The organism is Verrucomicrobiia bacterium (genome assembly GCA_026414565.1).
In the GTDB taxonomy this organism is placed as follows: domain Bacteria; phylum Verrucomicrobiota; class Verrucomicrobiia; order Limisphaerales; family Fontisphaeraceae; genus Fontisphaera.
In genome coordinates this window covers 38,970-56,444 of record JAOAIT010000061.1, presented here as the reverse complement: position 1 = coordinate 56,444, position 17,475 = coordinate 38,970, and the positions used below count along the sequence as shown (strand labels likewise).

General features: G+C 65.1%; 16 protein-coding genes. 8 read left to right on the top strand and 8 right to left on the bottom strand.

What is annotated here, in order from left to right; translation table 11 throughout:
* Positions 1-103: 103 nt before the first annotated feature.
* Positions 104-868 (bottom strand): hypothetical protein, encoded by a 765-nt coding sequence (locus tag N3J91_14685; GenBank protein ID MCX8157668.1) that lies wholly within the window; start codon positions 866-868, stop codon positions 104-106.
* Positions 869-1,171: 303 nt separating this feature from the next.
* Between N3J91_14685 and hisF the strand changes: the two genes are divergently transcribed.
* The 3 genes from hisF to N3J91_14670 all read left to right on the top strand — a co-directional run bounded on the left by hisF (position 1,172) and on the right by N3J91_14670 (position 4,672).
* Positions 1,172-1,972: an imidazole glycerol phosphate synthase subunit HisF gene (gene hisF, locus N3J91_14680; protein ID MCX8157667.1), complete on the top strand. Its 801-nt coding sequence runs from the start codon at positions 1,172-1,174 to the stop codon at positions 1,970-1,972.
* 66 nt (positions 1,973-2,038) lie between these two features.
* Complete coding sequence (locus tag N3J91_14675) at positions 2,039-3,541, top strand: hypothetical protein (protein ID MCX8157666.1); 1,503 nt, start codon at positions 2,039-2,041, stop codon at positions 3,539-3,541.
* Positions 3,542-3,979: 438 nt separating this feature from the next.
* Positions 3,980-4,672 carry a response regulator transcription factor gene (locus tag N3J91_14670; protein MCX8157665.1) on the top strand — a complete coding sequence of 231 codons (693 nt, stop codon included), beginning with the start codon at positions 3,980-3,982 and terminating at the stop codon, positions 4,670-4,672.
* Here the strand turns inward: N3J91_14670 and N3J91_14665 are convergent.
* The 7 genes from N3J91_14665 to N3J91_14635 all read right to left on the bottom strand — a co-directional run bounded on the left by N3J91_14665 (position 4,669) and on the right by N3J91_14635 (position 12,675).
* Positions 4,669-5,565, bottom strand: coding sequence for an NAD(P)-dependent oxidoreductase (locus N3J91_14665; GenBank protein ID MCX8157664.1), 897 nt, complete (start codon positions 5,563-5,565; stop codon positions 4,669-4,671). The genes N3J91_14670 and N3J91_14665 overlap by 4 nt on opposite strands.
* On the bottom strand, positions 5,562-6,098 hold the full coding sequence (gene rfbC, locus N3J91_14660; GenBank protein ID MCX8157663.1) for a dTDP-4-dehydrorhamnose 3,5-epimerase: 537 nt from the start codon (positions 6,096-6,098) through the stop codon (positions 5,562-5,564). Before rfbC ends, N3J91_14665 begins: the two co-directional genes overlap by 4 nt.
* A gap of 7 nt (positions 6,099-6,105) precedes the next feature.
* Positions 6,106-7,344, bottom strand: a complete 1,239-nt coding sequence (locus N3J91_14655) for a class I SAM-dependent methyltransferase (GenBank protein MCX8157662.1) — start codon at positions 7,342-7,344, stop codon at positions 6,106-6,108.
* Positions 7,341-8,459 carry a CDP-glucose 4,6-dehydratase gene (gene rfbG, locus N3J91_14650; protein ID MCX8157661.1) on the bottom strand — a complete coding sequence of 373 codons (1,119 nt, stop codon included), beginning with the start codon at positions 8,457-8,459 and terminating at the stop codon, positions 7,341-7,343. Before rfbG ends, N3J91_14655 begins: the two co-directional genes overlap by 4 nt.
* Positions 8,444-9,220, bottom strand: coding sequence for a glucose-1-phosphate cytidylyltransferase (gene rfbF / locus N3J91_14645; protein ID MCX8157660.1), 777 nt, complete (start codon positions 9,218-9,220; stop codon positions 8,444-8,446). The genes rfbG and rfbF overlap by 16 nt, the downstream gene beginning before the upstream one ends.
* A gap of 152 nt (positions 9,221-9,372) precedes the next feature.
* A complete protein-coding gene (locus N3J91_14640; GenBank protein ID MCX8157659.1) occupies positions 9,373-11,490 on the bottom strand; it encodes a right-handed parallel beta-helix repeat-containing protein in 2,118 nt (705 codons plus the stop codon).
* A 165-nt stretch (positions 11,491-11,655) separates the two neighbouring features.
* Positions 11,656-12,675: a bifunctional methionine sulfoxide reductase B/A protein gene (locus tag N3J91_14635; protein ID MCX8157658.1), complete on the bottom strand. Its 1,020-nt coding sequence runs from the start codon at positions 12,673-12,675 to the stop codon at positions 11,656-11,658.
* A 234-nt stretch (positions 12,676-12,909) separates the two neighbouring features.
* Between N3J91_14635 and N3J91_14630 the strand changes: the two genes are divergently transcribed.
* The 5 genes from N3J91_14630 (at position 12,910) to N3J91_14610 (ending at position 17,358) form a co-directional block, all read left to right on the top strand.
* A complete protein-coding gene (locus N3J91_14630; protein MCX8157657.1) occupies positions 12,910-14,328 on the top strand; it encodes an ROK family protein in 1,419 nt (472 codons plus the stop codon).
* Positions 14,329-14,373: 45 nt separating this feature from the next.
* Positions 14,374-15,234, top strand: a complete 861-nt coding sequence (locus N3J91_14625) for a PIG-L family deacetylase (GenBank protein ID MCX8157656.1) — start codon at positions 14,374-14,376, stop codon at positions 15,232-15,234.
* Between the two features lie 43 nt (positions 15,235-15,277).
* A complete protein-coding gene (locus N3J91_14620) occupies positions 15,278-16,198 on the top strand; it encodes a sugar phosphate isomerase/epimerase (GenBank protein ID MCX8157655.1) in 921 nt (306 codons plus the stop codon).
* A 123-nt stretch (positions 16,199-16,321) separates the two neighbouring features.
* Positions 16,322-16,828: a thioredoxin-dependent thiol peroxidase gene (bcp, locus tag N3J91_14615; protein MCX8157654.1), complete on the top strand. Its 507-nt coding sequence runs from the start codon at positions 16,322-16,324 to the stop codon at positions 16,826-16,828.
* 50 nt (positions 16,829-16,878) lie between these two features.
* Positions 16,879-17,358: a redoxin domain-containing protein gene (locus N3J91_14610; GenBank protein ID MCX8157653.1), complete on the top strand. Its 480-nt coding sequence runs from the start codon at positions 16,879-16,881 to the stop codon at positions 17,356-17,358.
* Positions 17,359-17,475 lie beyond the last annotated feature (117 nt).

Below are 17,475 nucleotides of genomic sequence, written 5' to 3'. Positions count from 1 at the left end.
CTTGAACGCCACCGGCGCCGGCAGCCGCGCCAGCTCCGGCCCCGCCGCCGCCGCCAGCAGCGCCCCGGCCCACAGCCCCAGCAGATGGAGATGACGCGCCATGTCAGTACCTCAGGCGGGGGTTTAGGTTTGAGCCATGCACCGCGCTATGGCAGCCGGCCGACCAGCAGGTGCCCTGCCGCAAATAGGCCCCGTGGGGCACCTTGCCAATGTAGATGTCCCCCGCCGCCCCCGGCCCGGGGGTTTGGGCATGGCATTTCAAACAGAGATTGGCATCGCGCTCCAGCAACAGCTTCGCCGCCACCGTCCCGTGCGGACGATGGCACACCGTGCAGCCCTCGCGCAGCGCCTCGTGCTCAAACACATGCGGCTTGCTCTGCTCCTGATGGCACCCCGCACACTGTTGATTCACCCGTGCCATCGCCAGGCCCCCGGCGGCCTTCATGATGTCGCGCCCGTGCGGATCATGGCATTGCACGCAATTCATCCGCCCCTCCAGCACCGGATGATGCGACGGCAGCCGAAACTCCATCTCGATGTCCTTGTGACACGCCAGACACGCCGCCGGATCCTTGCCCGGATTCACAATGTTCTGGCGCCCGCCCCCCTGCGCAATATGCAGGCTGCCCGGCCCGTGGCACGCCTCGCAACTCGTCTGACCGGCCAGCGGCGCCCCGGCAAAGTGCACCCGCGCATGAGGACTCAGCGGAAACTGCTGCACCAGGTTGGAATGGCAATCGGCGCAGGCGGCATTCCCCACAAAGCTGGCGCCCGGAATGTCCGGCGGCCGCACCACCGCCCGCTCCACCGAGGCGCACGAAACCAAAAAAGACACCACCGCCCCACCGGCGGCGGCCGCCAGGGCCATGTGGACCCATCGGGAACAAAACGATCTGCTGCGCCAATAAATCATCATGCCCCGCCCAAATGCTAAGTGACCGGCTGCTGGGTTGGAACCGTTGAAACATAGCTTTGAACCCACCTGCGCCAAATTATTTTTGACCGCCCCTGACCCCAACGACGCCGGAGGGAAAAAGCCGTTTGCACTGCGCCCCCCGATCCGCCCCCGCAAATCTTCCCCCGCCTTCCGGCCTTTAATCTTTCCCGCAAAGCCCGGCCGTGTTAGCTTGCCTGTCAGCGGGCGACACCATCCCCGCCGTATTTCAAGCGCATGTTGGCAATACGCATCATACCGTGTTTGGATGTTCACGCCGGCCAGGTCACCCGTGGCCAGCAATTCGGCGTGGCCGAAAAGGGCGGCCTGCGCAACGTCGGCGATCCGGTGGAGCTGGCCCTGCGCTACAACGAGCAGGGCGCTGATGAACTGGTGTTCTACGACATCACCGCCACCGCCCACGGCCGCGCCACCATGATTGACGTCATCCAGCGCGTGGCCGATCAATGCTTCATGCCCCTCACCGTCGGCGGCGGCCTGCGCACCGTCGAGGACATGCGCGCCATGCTCAAAGCCGGCGCCGACAAGGTCAGCATCAACTCCTCCGCCGTGGCCAACCCCGATCTCATCCGCGCCGGCGCCGAAAAATTCGGCAGCCAGTGCATCGTGGTGTCCATTGACGCCCGCCGCGTCCCGGGCGAGGAGCGCTGGGAGGTGTACGTGGCCGGCGGACGCAAGGCCACCGGCTGGGACGCCCTCGAATGGGCGCAGCGCGCCGTGGCCTTGGGCGCCGGCGAAATCGTCCTCAACAGCATCAATGCCGACGGCATGCAAACCGGCTACGACATCCCCGTCATGCGCCGCTTGAGCCAGCTTATTTCCGTGCCCCTCGTCGCCAGCGGCGGCGCCGGCACCCTCGAGCACATGGCCGAGGTGGTCCTCGAAGGCCATGCCAGCGCCGTCCTCGCCGCCAGTGTGTTTCACTACGGCAAGTACACCGTGGGCCAGGTCAAGGAGTACCTGGCCGCCCGCGGCATCCCCGTGCGCCCCTTGCCGTCCTTGCCCGCCCGCGCCTGACCCCACCTTGCCGCTCCGGGAGCAGCCCGCCCTCCCCCGCGTGCCGTCGAAGCTCCGCCGTGGACTATGGCGGCCATACTTCCTGCCCGCCACCGCGCCGCCGCCGACGCGATGGCACAGATCTTCCTGCCCTATCAAATCGCCTGGATTCTGGATGAATCGCGCTTGTGCCTGGCGGAGAAATCTGTGCGCATCGGCTGGACGTTTGCCGACGCCTTCAAAAACGTCCGCAAACGCCTGCTCCATCCGCGGCGTGATTATCTGTTCACCACCAAGGACGAGGCCACGGCCCTCGAATACATCCGCCTGTGCCGGCAGTTCTGCGAATGGTTTGGCGGCGCGGGGGTGATGCTCGCCCACGGCGTGGAGCGGTTGCGCGCCCCCCGGCCGGGCGCGCGGCATCCCTGGCAGGTGGAGGAGTTCAAGGCCGGCGTCATCAAGTTCGCCAACCGCTCCCGCATCCTGGCTTTCAGCTCCAACCCCAACGCCCTCCGCGCCTTCGGCGGCGATGTGGGCGTGGACGAATTCGCCTTCCACCCGCGGCCCGAGGAGCTGTATGCCACCGTCTCCGGCCGGGTCACCTGGGGCTTCGATCTCGCCCTCTGGTCCTCCCACTGCGGCAGCCAGACCCTCTTCCATCGCCTGGCCCAGGAAGCCGCCGCCGGCAAAGGCGGCTGGAGCTATTACCGCGTGACCCTGCCCGACGCCATCGCCCTGGGGCTGGTGGAGAAAATCAATGCCGCCACCGGCGCCACCTTCACCCGCGAATCCTTCGTCGAGGACTGCCGCGCCCGTGCCCGCCTCCCCGAAATCTTCGAGCAGGAATACCTCTGCCAGCCCTCCGGCGCCACCGGCGCCCTGGTGCCTTGGAGCGTCATTGAACAATGCGCCACCGAAGACCGCATCCCACGCCTCCATCTGGAGGAGGCGGAAATCCAGCATCTCTTCGGCGCCTTTGCCCCCGCCCACGCGCCCGCTAGAGGCCATCGCATTCACTCCCTGCTGGCCCAAACCCTCGGTCCGGCCGGCCAGCTCCCCAACCAGGGTTTCGCGCTGGGCTTCGATGTGGCCGCCTCCGGCGCCGGCGATCTCTCCGCCTTCTACCTCGACCGCCTCCTCCAGAACGAGGCCCGCCTCTGCGCCCTCCTCACCTGCCGCACCCAGGACTGGCATTTCCTGCAGGCCGCCCTCGCCTTTTTCATGGACAACTTTCCGCAGCTCCAAGCCGCCGGCGACGAAACCGGCCTCGGCCGCCAAATCTGCTGGGAGGCCGCGCAGCGGTATCCCGGCCGCTTTGTGCCGGTCAATTTTGCCCGCGAAAAAGCCGCCCTCGGATTTCAACTCATGCAGGAACTCACCGCCGTGCGCAAACGCTTTCCCCGCAGCGAGCCAGACGTGGGCGCGGATTTTTTCGCGCTGCGCAAGTGCTGCCGGCAGGGCCGGTGGTGCTTCCTGGAAAGTGCCAACCCCCTCAATCCCGCCTCCCACGGCGACCTGGCGTGGGCGGGCGCCCTGGCCAGCCGGGCACGGCCGGTGGCGGGTGCCGTGCAGGCGGTCATCATGGATTAAACGAAATACATGGCCGAAAACACCGGACCCCCGCGGCCCGAACCTGGAAAAATCCCCCGTAAAAAAACATTCGGGAGCGAGGGTTCCCGTCTCGTCGTAACGCCTTAAATGCCACGCTTGCCTCTGGCCAGCTCGAGGCGTGGGGTGCGCAGCAGCGTCACGTGCAGACGGGAACCCCGCTCCCGAACGCGACATTACTTTAACCTTCTTAAGAAACGCTTTGCCATGCGGAAGGAATCCGAAAATAATGTCGGCGTTTATCCTACCCCATCCACGGGCATGTCGGAATAATGGCGAATTGGCAGGCATTTTATTGATGGATATAGTGGGCGGGTTAAACTATATTGATTGTGGCCGTGGCCTGAAGACAGCTCAATCATCTGGCCTTAAGGCTGTTTCCGCAAGGCACCCCAAAGGTGTTTGAGCAGCAAGGTTGTCGTGAAAGCGCAAAGTCAAACTCATGGTGCAACCCATGCCCGTGGCGAGCCGTCACATCCCTTGCGGATGTTGATTGCGGATGACCATTCCCTGGTGCGCCGCGGCCTGCGCCAAATCCTCGCGGACGCCTTCCCCAATGCCGAGTTTGGCGAAACTTCCACCGTCCCGGAAACCCTGGCCGCCCTCCGCAGCCATCCCTGGGACCTCCTGGTGCTGGACATCAACATGCCCGGCCGCTCCGGCCTGGACGTCCTCAAGGAAATGAAGTCCGCCAGCATCAAAACCCCCACCCTCGTCATCAGCGTGCATTCGGAGGACCAATACGCCCTGCGCGCCCTCAAGGCCGGCGCCGCCGGCTACCTCAGCAAGGACACCGCCCCGGAGCAGTTCTTGCTGGCCGTCGAACGCATCCTCGGCGGCCGCACCTTCATCAGCCCCGCCCTGGCGGAGAAACTCGCCGATGAAATGCGCGGACGCCGCCAGGCCAAGTCCGCCCTCGAACGCCTCAGTGATCGGGAAATGGAAGTGCTCCGCCTCATCGGCAGCGGCCGCACCGTCAAGGAAATCGCCGGCCTCCTCTCGCTCAGCGTCAAAACCGTAAGCACCTACCGCGTCCGCCTGCTGGCCAAGCTGCGCATGAAAACCAACGCCGAACTCATGCGCTTCGCCCTCGAGGAGCGGCTGGTGGATTAACCCGTCAGATGCCGGCACAGCCGGCGCAGCCCCTCCTCCAGTCCCACCTCCTCGCGCCAGCCCAGGCCCCGCAGCCGCGTGACATCCGCCACCATGTAATCCAGCGGATCTGCCACCCCCCCCGCCGCCTCGCGCACCAGCCCCGTCCTGCCCAGCAGGCCGGCGATCATCTCCGCCATCTGCCGCACCGTCACCCCGCGGCCCGTCCCCAGATTCAACGGCCCCCCACAGCGTTGCTCCAGCGCCATCACGATCGCCAGCGCCAGATCGTCTATGTAGATGTAATCCTTGGTGCTCTCCGGCGTTTTCAACGTCACCGCCTCGCCCCGCGCCAGCCGCCGAATCAGCGCGCTGCACAACCGCTCCGGATGCTCCCCCGGGCCAAAGGGATAAAACACCCGCCCCCAGCACGCCGTGCCCCCAAACTCACGCGCCAAATCCTCCAGCGCCAGCCGCAACTGATTTTTGCATCGGGCATACAGCGTGGCCTCGTTCAACGCCGCGCTCTCCTCGGCCAGCGGCTGCCGCGCCGGGCGATACTCCGCGCAACTGCCCAGCCCCATGAAGTGCCGGCCGCCGCGCGCAAAAAACGCGCGGGCAAAATGGCGGCTCCACTCGAGCAGCCGCTCGTTCTCCGGCGACTCCAGATACACCCCTGGCGTGGTGATCCAGGCGGTGTGCAAACAGGCTTCCCACGGCGTCGCGGCCAGCTCCTCCCACGGCGGCTCCGCCAGCGTGCCCACACAGGCGCGCACCCCTTCCCGGCGCGCCAGCTCCTCCGGCAACGCCTCCCCCGGCAGCACCAGCGCCGTGATCGCGTGCCCCCGCGCCACCGCCCGCCGCAGCACCGCGCGGCCAATGAAACCCGTGGGGCCGGTCACCAGCAAATTCATGGCAGCTCGCTCAAATACGGCCACTGCCGATCCCGCTCGCTCAGGCTCGGCTCCGGAATCGGCCACGGAATCGCCAACTGGGGATCATCCCACCGCACCCCCCGCGCCAGCTCCGGATGATAAAACTCGGACATCTGATAAAACACCTCGCAATTCTCCGTCAAACATTGGAAGCCATGGGCCACCCCCCCCGGCACATACAACATCCGCCCGCTGGCCGCGCTCAGCTCGAAGGCCGCCCACCGCCCATAAGTGGGCGAGCCGCGGCGCACATCCACCAGCACATCAAAAATCACCCCCGCCGCGCAGCGGATCAGCTTGATTTCCGGATGCGGCTCCGCCTGATAGTGCAGCCCCCGCAGCCCGCCCCGGCGCCGCGTCAGCGTCAAATTGCATTGCGGCCACCGCGTGTTCAAACCCTGCGCCGCAAACTCGCGCTCGCAATACGTCCGCGCCAGAAACCCGCGCTCGTCCTCGCGCTTCTCCAGCTCGATCACCCACACACCGGGCAGTTGGGCGGGCGTGAAAATCATGGCAGCCTCAGATGATGCGCACCTCCGGGATGGGCAGGATGAACTTGCCGCCCGCCGCGCGGTAGGCGGCCTGTTGCTGCAAAATCTCCTCCGCAAAATTCCATGTCAGCAGCAGCGTGTAATCCGGCCGCCGCCGCAGCAATTCCTCCGGCGGCACAATGGGCAAATGCACGCCCGGACTCAGCCGCCCCTGCTTGTACGGACTGCGATCCGCAATGAACTCCAGTTGCCCGCGGCCCAGGCCAAAATAATTCAACAGCGTGCTGCCCTTGGCCGAGGCGCCATACGCCGCCACCGTCCGCCCCTCCTGCCGGAGCCGCCCCACCAGCGCCGTCAGCTCCGCCTTCAACCGCCGCACCCGCGCCGCAAACGCCTCATACGGCGCCAGCGTGGTCAACCCGGCCCGCTGCTCCTCCGCCAGCAGCGCCGCCACCGCCGGCGCCGGCTCCGCCGTGCCGGCATGCGCCGCCAACAGCCGCAGCGAGCCCCCATGAATCGGCAGCCGCTCCACCCCCACCACCTCCAGACCGTGCCGCCGGAACAGCGGCTGCAGCGCCGTCAGCGTGAAGTAATACACGTGCTCGTGATAAATCGTGTCAAACTCCGTCTTCTCCAAAAACTCCACCCCGTACGGAAACTCCAAAATCACCCGCCCGCCCGGCCGCAGCAGATGCTTCAAGCCCGCCACAAAATCGTTGGTGTCCGGCGCATGCGCAAACACGTTGTTGCCCAGGATCAAATCCGCCCGCCGCCCCTCCCCGGCCAGCCGCTGCGCCAGCGCCAGCCCGAAAAACTCCACCAGCGTCGGGATGCCCTTCTCCCTGGCCACCTGCGCAATGTTCGCCGCTGGCTCAATCCCCAGGCACGGCACCCCGGCGGCGACAAAGTTTTTCAGCAGGTAACCATCATTGCTGGCAATTTCTATCACCAGGCTCTGCGCCCCCAGCCGGAACTCCCGGCAGTACCGCTCCGCGGCCGCCTGCGCGTGGCGCAGCATGGTGTCCGAAAAGGAGGAAAAATACAGGTACTCGCTGAAAAGCTGCACCGGCGGCACATCATCCGCAATTTGCAACATCCAGCAGGCCGGACACACCACCAGCCGCAGCGGAAATTTCGGCTCCGGCCGGGCCAAATCCTCCTCCCGCAACAGGTTGTTGGCCAGCGGCTGCACCCCCAGATCGAGAATCAGCCGCGCCCCCGCGGCGCCGCACGCCCGACAACGAAAATCCGGCAGCTCCTGGCTCATGGACGGGTCCACACCGCGCCGCGCGCCGCCGCGTCAGCGCAATATTGTTCAATCTGTTGCCGGCTCCACGCGGCCATGTCCGGCTGCTTCACCACATGCCGCTCATAATACCAGCGGGCCGTGTGCGCCACCGCCTCCTCCAGACCCCACACCGGCCGCCACTCCAGCAGCCGCACCGCCTTGTCAATGGTCAGATTCAACAGCGGCGCCTCCTTGGGCGCCGCGCTCTCCTGCAGCCGCTGCCACTGGCCCGGCCAGTGCCGCAAAAACAATTCCACCACCTGCTGCACCGGCACATTCGCCAGCGGGCCCGGACCAAAATTGAACGCCGTCGCCAGCGGGTTGGGCCGCCCTGCCGTCGCCAGCCGCGCCCCCAGCCACAAATAACCGCTCAGGCAGTCCAGCACATGCTGCCAGGGCCGCGTGGCCGCCGGATTCCGGATGCCGATCGCCCGCTCCTGCACCAGCGCGCGCACGCAGTCCGGAATCAGCCGGTCTTCGGCGTAATCGCCGCCCCCGATGACGTTGCCCGCCCGCGCGCTCGCCACCGGCCCCAGCGCCGGATGCGTCTCGAAAAACGAGCGCCGCCACGCCTGCGTCACCAGCTCGGCCGCGGCCTTGCTCATGCTGTACACATCATGTCCCCCCAGCGCATCCCCTTCCCGGTAGGCATAATCCCATCCCTGATTCTCGTAGCACTTGTCGCTGGTCACCACCACCACCGCCGCCGGCGATTCCATCTGCCGCAACGCCTCCAGCAGGTGCGCCGTCCCCAGCGCATTGATGGCAAACGTCTCCAGCGGCTCCCGGTACGACCGCCGCACCAGCGCCTGCGCCGCCAGATGAAACACCACCTCCGGCCGGGCCTCGCGCAACGCCTGCGCCAGCGCCTCCAGATTTCGCACATCCGCCATCCGCTCATGCGCAAACCCCGCCGGATCCAGCAGCTCATACAGGCTCGGCCGCGTCGGCGGCGGCAGGCTGAAGCCGCTGACCCGCGCCCCCAGCGCCTGCAGCCACAGGCACAGCCACGCCCCCTTGAAACCGGTGTGGCCGGTCACCAACACCCGGCGGCCCTGATAAAAGCCCTTGAACATGCCTACCAGATTTTCCATGGCGCCTGCCCGCTCTTCCACAGCTTGTTCAACAGCTCCGCCTCGCGAAACGTATCCATGCACTGCCAGAAGCCACTGTGCAGATACGCCCGCAACTGCCCCTCCGCCGCCAGCCGCTGAAACGGTTCATGCTCCAAAATGCACCCATCCTCCTCCCCCAGGTATTTCTCTATGGCGCGGTTGAAGACAAAAAAACCCCCGCTGATGAAACCGCTCTCCTTCTCCGGCTTCTCGTGAAACAGCACAATCTTGTCCCCCTCCAGCGCCAGCCGCCCAAACCGCCCCGAAGGCTGCACCGCGGTCAGCGTGGCAATGGCGCCATGCTGCTGATGAAAACGAATGGTCTCGTTGATGTTGCTGTTGGTCAGCCCATCCCCGTAAGTCATCAAAAACGTGTCGCTGTCAATATACGGCATCACCCGCCGCAACCGCCCCCCGGTCTGGGTCTCCAACCCCGTGTCCACCAGCGTCACCGTCCAGTCCTCCTCATCGTGCTGCGTGTGATACCGGATTTCCGGCACGCGCCCCAGTTTCAAGGTCACGTCGCTGGTGTTCCACTGATAGTTGCGGAAATAGTCCTTGATGATCTCGCCCTTGTATCCCAGGCACAAGATGAACTCCTTATGCCCGTACTGGGCATAAATTTTCATGATATGCCACAAGATGGGACGCCCCCCAATGGGCACCATCGGCTTGGGCCGGAATTCCGTTTCCTCGCGCAAGCGCGTCCCTAATCCGCCGCACAATATCACCACTTTCATGTCGGTTAATCGCCGAAACAAAGTTGGGGCTGGCTTCGGCGCGCGGCCTCAACCTAAAAGACTTTCCCCCCGCAACGCAATGCCAAAGAAACCACACCGGCCCCCGGCCGGCGCGGGCTTCGCCACCCGCGCGGTGTCACGGCGCTCGCGGCTCAGGGTTTCTGCGGCCCCACCTTGCTCAAATCAAACGGTTGGAATCCCACCCGCGCGGCCGGCGACCCCGGCTTGAGGGCAAAGTTGCCCCGGGCCGGATCCACAAACAGCGGATCCGCTATCACACTGCCCACGTCCTGCCCCCCTTGCTGCCATTCGCTCAACGTCTGCTTGCCAAAACGAATCTCCCCGCCGTCCACCCGCCAGTAAAGATTGGACACCATCAGAAAATTCGTGGGACCGCCCGCCCAGGTGCCGCCCAGCGCCACCCCCTCCTTCCACAACACCAGATTGTGGGCAAAGGTGAAGCTCAGATGTGGCTCGTTGCGCGAGCGCTGGATTTGATGATCCCGCGCAAACGCGAAGATGTTGTTGCGCACCACGTTCTCCCGCCCGTAATGCTGGTGAAACCCGCCGTGCGTCGTGTGGTACACCACGTTGTTCTCCGCCACAATGCGCGTGGTGCCTTCATCAAAGTAAATCCCCCACCCGCCATAACGGCGGCCGTAGCAGTCATGCCACAGGTTGTTGCGGATTACCGTCCCCTCGTGCAACCCCAGCGTGTAAATGCCCCCCATGTCGCTCAATATGGGCCCGTCCCCGTTGCTCTTCCGCCCAATGTGATGCACATGATTAAACTCCACCAGATTGTTGGTCGCCAGCGCCCGCGTGTACCCCCACGTCCACCCGATGCTGATCCCCGTGTAGTAAAAATCATGAATATGATTGTGCACCAGCCGGTTGCCCGGCGTCTGCCCCAGCCAGATGCCAATGGCGCTGTGAAATATCTGGCCCCCGTCATGAATGTGGCAGTCGGCAATGACGTTGCCCCGCGCCATGTCCGCCTCCGCCGTCCGCAACGCCGTCTCCCCCAGCTTCACCCCGCCCGCCCCCAGATCCGCCATCTCACACCAACGCACCGTGTTGTCTTGACAGCCCCGCCCCAGCTCCAGCGCATAGCCGCCCAGGTGCACAAACCGGCAGTGCTCAAACACCGCCACGTGCACATGCTCCCCCCACACCGCCCCGCTCACCCCCACCGCCGCCTGCGCAAACCCGCCAATGCTCGCCTTGGGCGGCGGCCACACCTCCACCTTGTCGCGCCCCGTGTCAAAACCCGGCGGGAAATACCATTCGGTATGGGCAAACGTCAGCCCCCGAAAGGCCACCCGGCTCAGGGGTTGATTCGACGCCCCCTCCAGCCGCACCACCTGCGACAACACCGGCGCCACCGCCGTGAATTTCTCCGCCTGCTCGCCCGGCCGCGGCCAGTAGTACAAACGCCCGCTGGCCTTTTCCAAATACCATTCCCCGGGTTGATCCAGCGTCTCAAACGTATTCTCCAGGTAATACTGATCCCCCGGATCCAGCTTGAACACGCTGTTCTTGGTGAAGCTCAACTCCTGATTGGCCGCCTCAAACGCCCGCACCGGCAGATGCGACTCCACCCAGCGCGTCATCGCCCGCACCTCCCCTTCCTTCAATGTGGGCCAGTCCTGAATCTCCCCCGCCTTTACCCGGAAACGCGCCTGACCCACATTCCATGGCGAGTCAGGCTTGGCATCCGGCACCGCCGCAATCTCAAAATATCCCTGATTCGGATGCCGCGCCCGCACCAGCCGCTGCTCCCCCGCCCAAAGCTGGCGAAAATACCACCGGCCTTCGCGCACTTCCGGCAGCTCAAGCATCCACAGGTTTTTCCCTTCGCGTGTGACGGCCTTCCAGCCACTTAGGGGACGCCCCCCGCTGAGGATGGGCGTGGCCCCCGGCAACGCCGCAATTTCCAGGCCGCTGTCCGTGGGTTTGAGTACCAGCGGGCGCGTCAATCGGTACGTGCCCGAAGCCAGATAAATCCGCAGCGGCATCCCTGCATTGGTGGCGCGCACCTGCCGGGCCAGCTCCAGCGCGCGCTCCAAGGTGGCCACCGGACCGTCCTTGCCCTTCACGGTGGGGCGGGCGCCATTGGCGGCATCATTTCCCTGCGGGGCCACAAAAAACGCCCGCGGCCCAAGTTTCCCCACCCCGGCCGTGCCCTCCCGCGAACCAGACTCGCACCCAGCCCACCAGAACAATGCAGGGACGAAAACCACCAGCCCAAAATACCTAAGCTTGCGCATAAAATTGTGTATCGGATTGGACTGTCATTAAAACGGGAACCCGCCCCCTTGCCAACGGCAAAACTTGACCCGCACGCCCCGGAAGAAAACCGACTTCGGCGGCGGCCTCCGCCGCCCGGACCCCGATCCCGGCAAAACGACCCGGCCTCTGCCTGACGCAGCCGCTTAATCCCGCAGGAAGTGACAATTATACCCGCCCGGATTTTTTTGCAGATAATCCTGATGATACTCCTCGGCCGGCCAGAATTTGCCCGCTTTCGTAATCTCCGTGACCACGGGCCGTTTCCACTTGCCGCTGGCGTTCACGCGCGCCTTGACCTTTTCCGCCGTCTGCCGCTGCTCCTCCGAATGATAAAAAATGGCCGAGCGATACTGCGTCCCCACATCGTTGTGCTGCCGGTTCAGGGTGGTGGGATCATGCATCCGGAAAAAGTATCCCAGCAGCTCCTCGTAGCTCAGCCGCGCCGGATCAAACACCACCTGCACCGCTTCCGCATGCCCGGTGCGCCCCGTGCACACCTCCTTGTACGTCGGCGTTTCGGTGGTGCCGCCGGTATAGCCCACCGTCGTCTCCAGCACGCCGGGGATTTTTCGAATTATCTCCTCCATGCCCCAAAAACACCCCCCGGCCAGCGTCGCCACCTCGGTCTTCTGCGTAGCCACACCCGACGGGGCTGCCGCCGCGGCCGCGGCCGGCGGGCGGTACACCCCCGCCTTGATAAACGGCTCCAGGTAATCGCCGTAACCTTCCTCCGCCATCTTCTCCACCGGAATGAACCGCAGCGCCGCGGAGTTGATGCAATAGCGCAGGCCGGTGGGTTTGGGCCCGTCGGGAAACACATGGCCCAGGTGGGAATCCGCCACCTTCGAGCGCACCTCCATCCGCTCCATGCCATGGGAAAAATCCGGTTTCTCGACCAACTGCGTCCCCGGCAGGGGACGGGTGAAGCTGGGCCAGCCGGAGCCTGAATCATACTTGTCCAGCGAGCTGAACAACGGCTCCCCGCTGACCACATCCACGTAAATGCCCGGCTTCTTGTTGTCCCAATAGGCGTTGCGGAACGGCGGCTCCGTGCCGCACTGTTGCGTGACCGCGTATTGCAACGGATCAAGCTTCTTCTTCAGCTCGGCGGCGTCCGGCTTGGTAAATGCGGGTTTGTTCTGGGCCATAAGCAGGGGAACCATGCAAAGCAACCATGCCGCCGCCACGCCGGCACACCAGCGAACCGCGGCCGGCCAGTTGAATCCGGTGGAAGGCCGTGCCTTCATCACTCATAAGTTAGCGCATCTGCCCGGCACCGCAACGGCGCCGCCCCCGCCCCGCCGGTTGACCCCGGCGGCCCTCCCGCCGCCCATGTCTTAAAAAAAGCCATGCCAAAAGGACTTGCCCCCCGGCACGATTTTTTTTTGACTGCTCCCATGGCACAAGCCTTTGCGCATTTTCTCAGCCCTCCCCGCTTCCCCCCGGCCTTGGACCCGGATTTCCGGCCGGCCGTGCTGGCCCATCAGGCCTTCGCGCGCGCCGTGGACGAGGCCGGCGGCGGGGAGCCTGTCATCCTGGCCCTGGAACAGGCCGACGGCTCGCTCTATCATCATCGCACCGCGCTCCTGCCGGCGGCGCATCCGCTGGCCAGCGCCAATGCCTTTTTCCTGGAGCGCCTGGTGAAGTTCCTGCTCTGGTCCCGCGGCGGTTTCCGCGTGTATGTGGCCGGGCCGCCCTCCCTCGCGGCGGACCTCGACTGGTATTACCGCCAGACCGCCACCGGCCGGTTTGACGCCGAAATCATGGGCCAGCGCATCTATGAGCGCCCCTTCGAAGTGGTGGCGGCCGACGCCGCCACCCTGCCCCCGGAGCGGGCGGTCACCCGTCCCCTGGGCCGGCATCTCAACGGCTGCCGTATCGGCTTTGACCTGGGCGGCAGCGACCGCAAAGCCGCGGCCGTCGTGGATGGCCGGGTGGTGTTCAGCGAAGAGGTGGTCTGGGACCCCGTCCCCCAACGCGATCCCCAATACCACTTCGACGGCATCATGGACTCCCTCCAACGCGCCGCCCGGCACCTGCCCCGCGTGGACGCCATTGGCGGCAGCGCCGCCGGCGTCTATGTGAACAACCGCGTCAAAGTCGCCTCCCTCTTTCGGGGCGTGCCCCCGGACTTGTTTCAGTCCCGCGTCAAAGACCTCTTCCTGGAAATCCGCCGCGCCTGGAACAACCTCCCCCTGGAGGTGGTCAACGATGGCGAAGTCACCGCCCTGGCCGGCAGCATGGCGCTGGAACGCAACGCCGTCCTGGGCCTCGCCATGGGCACCAGCATGGCCGGCGGTTACGTCACCCCCGCCGGCAACATCACCTCCTGGCTCAACGAAGTGGCCTTCATGCCGGTGGATTACGCCCTTAACGCGCCGGTGGACGAATGGAGCAAGGACCGCGGCTGCGGCGTGCAATATTTCTCGCAACAGGCCGTCGCCCGCCTCCTCCCCCGCGCGGGCATCGAAACCCCCGCCGACATGCCCCTGGCCGAGCGCTTGAAGGTGTTGCAGGCGTTGATGGCCCAGGGCGACCCCCGCGCCGTGCCCGTCTATCAAACCATCGGCACCTGCCTCGGCTACGCCCTGGCCCACTATGCCGCTTTCTACACCATCGAAAACGTGCTGGTGCTGGGCCGCGTCATGACCGGCGCCGGCGGCGATGTCATCCTGCGCGCCGCGCAGGAGGTTTTACAGGGGGAATTCCCCGAGCTGGCCCGGCGCATCGCCCTCCACGTGCCCGGTGAAAAGGAAAAACGCCACGGCCAGGCCATCGCCGCCGCCAGCCTGCCGGTGGTGGAGGATAAACCATAAACCCCGCTTCCCCGTCCCACACCCCCAAACGCATCCAATCCCTTTATGTCCACTCCCTACCATCAACTGGTGGCCAATCTGGCCCGGCTGATTCACGAAGCCAAAACCTATCCCCTCGGCGGTTTTGCCCCACTCCCGCCACCCGCCCCGGCACCCAACGCCCCCAAGGCGTTGATCTTCTCGCCCCATCCCGATGACGAGGTCATCATCGGCGGCCTGGCGCTGCGGCTGTTGCGCGAATCAGGCTGGCGCATCATCAACGTGGCCGTCACCCAGGGCAGCAACAAGGCCCGTCAGGCCGCCCGCTGGGAGGAATTAAAGCAGTGTTGCGCCCACATCGGTTTCGAGCTGCTCCAAACCGCGCCCCACGGCCTCGAAAAAATCAATCCCCGCACCCGCGCGCAAGATCCCCGGCACTGGCAGCAGTGCGTCGCCGTCATCGTGCAAATCCTGCAACGCGAGCAGCCCCGCGTTATTTTCTTTCCCCACGACGCCGATTGGAACAGCACCCACATCGGCGTGCATCATCTGGTGGTGGACGCGCTGCGCTCCCTCCCGGCGTTCACCTGCGAAATCGTGGAAACGGAATATTGGGCGCCCATGGCCTCCCCCAATCTGATGGTGGAAATCTCCCCCACCGACCTGGGGGATTTGATCGCCGCCCTCACCTTTCACGTGGGCGAAGTCCAGCGCAATCCCTACCACCTCTCCCTCCCCGCCTGGATGATGGACAATGTCCGCCGCGGCGGCGAAGTGGTGGGCGGCCAGGGCGGCGCCGCGCCGCCCTTCACCTTTGCCACACTCTACCGCGTGCGCACGTGGCGCGAGAGCCAATGGCAGCCCCGCTGGGAAGGGGGCCGTTTCCTCTCCCTGGCCGAAAAGCCGCACCTCCTGTTTGGCGCCTAACATCGCGCTTTTCCTCGAAGCCGCCCCGGCGTAAGATGAGGCCATGCAGCCATCATCACCGCCCGTTTTTAATCGCCGTCAATTCCTCGGCCTCACCGCCGCCGCCGCGGCGGGCGCAACCCTGGCCCCGCGCGCCACGCTGGCCGCCGACACCCCCGCGCCGCCCCGCCGCCCCGTCGTCGTTTTCTCCAAGGCCTTCCAGCAACTCAACCCCCAGGCCACGGCCGACCTCGTGGCCGAAGTCGGCTGGGACGGCATCGAATGCCCCATTCGCAAGGGCGGTCAGGTCCTGCCGGAGCGCATCGAGGAAGACCTGCCCAAACTCATGGACGCCCTGCGCCAGCGGGGCAAACAGATTTACATCGCCACCACCGATGTGGGCGAGGTGAACCCGCTCAACGAAAAAGTCCTGCGCACCTTGAGCCGGCTGGGCATCAAGCATTTTCGCATGACGCATTTCCGCTACGACCTGCGGCAACCCATTGTCGAGCAACTGGCGCGGCTCAAACCGCGGTTTCAGGAGGTGGCCGCCCTGAGCCGCGAGCTGGGCCTGCGGGCGGGCTATCAAAATCACTCCGGCACGGGTTATGTGGGCGGGCCGCTGTGGGATGTGCACCTGTTGCTGGAAGGCACCGATCCCCAGGCCATGGGCGTCCATTTTGACATCGGCCACGCCACCGTGGAGGGCGGCTCCTCCTGGCCCGTCCAGGTCAAGCTGCTCGAAGCCCGCTTCCACGCCGTCTATGTGAAGGATTTTTACTGGGAAAAGACCGGCTCGCAGTGGCGGACGCGCTGGTGTCCCCTGGGCGAAGGCATGATCCCCCGCGCCTTCTTCCAGCAGCTCAAAGCCGGCAACTTTGCCGGCCCCATCTCCATGCACTTTGAATACCCCATGGGCAATGAGCAGGAAACCTTGCAGGGTTACAAGGATTCCCTGGCCCGCCTGCGGGAATGGCTGGCCTGAGGCCATACCCAGGGGGGGACATGCCCGCCGGGGACAGTTGCGGTTGGCAGGTTGCAGGCTATGTTGGGGCCGCGTCGCGAAACAGCGAAACGCCATCATGGCAGAGTAATCATGGCTAAAAAAATGGCATTCAACCCCGCGGTGGGGGTCGGGGACCCGGCCCCGGATTTCACGGCCCAAGACCAGCACGGGCGCACCCTTCGCCTCTCCCAGTTGCGCGGGCAGGTGGTGGTCTTGTATTTCTATCCCAAGGACGACACCCCCGGCTGCACCACCGAGGCCTGCGCCTTCCGCGATGAACACACCGCCCTGCAGCAGGCCGGCGCCGTCGTGCTGGGCGTCAGCACCGATTCGGCGGCCAGCCACGATAAATTCGCCCGCAAATACAACCTCCCCTTCTCCCTGCTCGCGGATGAGGACCGCCACATCGTGCAGGCCTACGGCGTCTGGGGCAAAAAAACCTTCATGGGCCGCGAGTACGAGGGCACGCACCGGGTCACTTTTCTCATCGGGCCGGACGGCCTGGTGCGCCGGGTCTGGACCGAAGTCAAACCCGCCACGCACGCCGCCGAGGTGTTGGCCGCCGTGCGGGACTTGGCCGCGGCGAAGTCCGCGCCCCGGCAGGCTTGAACCCTTTTCGTCAAACGCTGAAACCCTAAACCCAAAACTCAATCGGAACTATGGCAATACCTGTTGGCTCCAAAGCCCCGGACTTCACCCTCAAAACCAAAAACGCCGCCGGCCTGGCGGACGTGACGCTGAGCAAAAATTTCGGCGTCAAAAACACCGTCCTCCTGTTCTTCCCCCTGGCCTTCACCGGCGTCTGCACGCAGGAAATGTGCGACATCACCGCCGGCCTCAACGCCTACCAGAGCCTCAATGCCGACGTCATCGGCATCAGCGTGGACAGCCCCTTCGCCCAGGAGGCCTGGGCGCAAAAGGAAAAAATCGGCATCACCCTCTGCAGTGACCTCAACAAGAAAACCGCCGAAGCCTACGGCGTGCTGCTCCCCGATTTGATCGGCCTCGGCTCGGTCTCCGCCCGCGCCGCCTTTGTGATTGATAAAAATGGCATCGTCCAATACAGCGAGCAGACGCCCACGGTGAAAGACCTGCCCAATTTCCAGGCCATCAAGGCCACGCTGGAAAAATTGAAATAACGGGGGATGCTTCCCTCCTTGCTCCGCCCTCTCCCCTCTCCGGGGAGGGGGCATTTTTTTGCCCCGGCTGAAATCAGCGCTGGACTGACCGAATGGCGCCGACCGCCCCAGCCCATG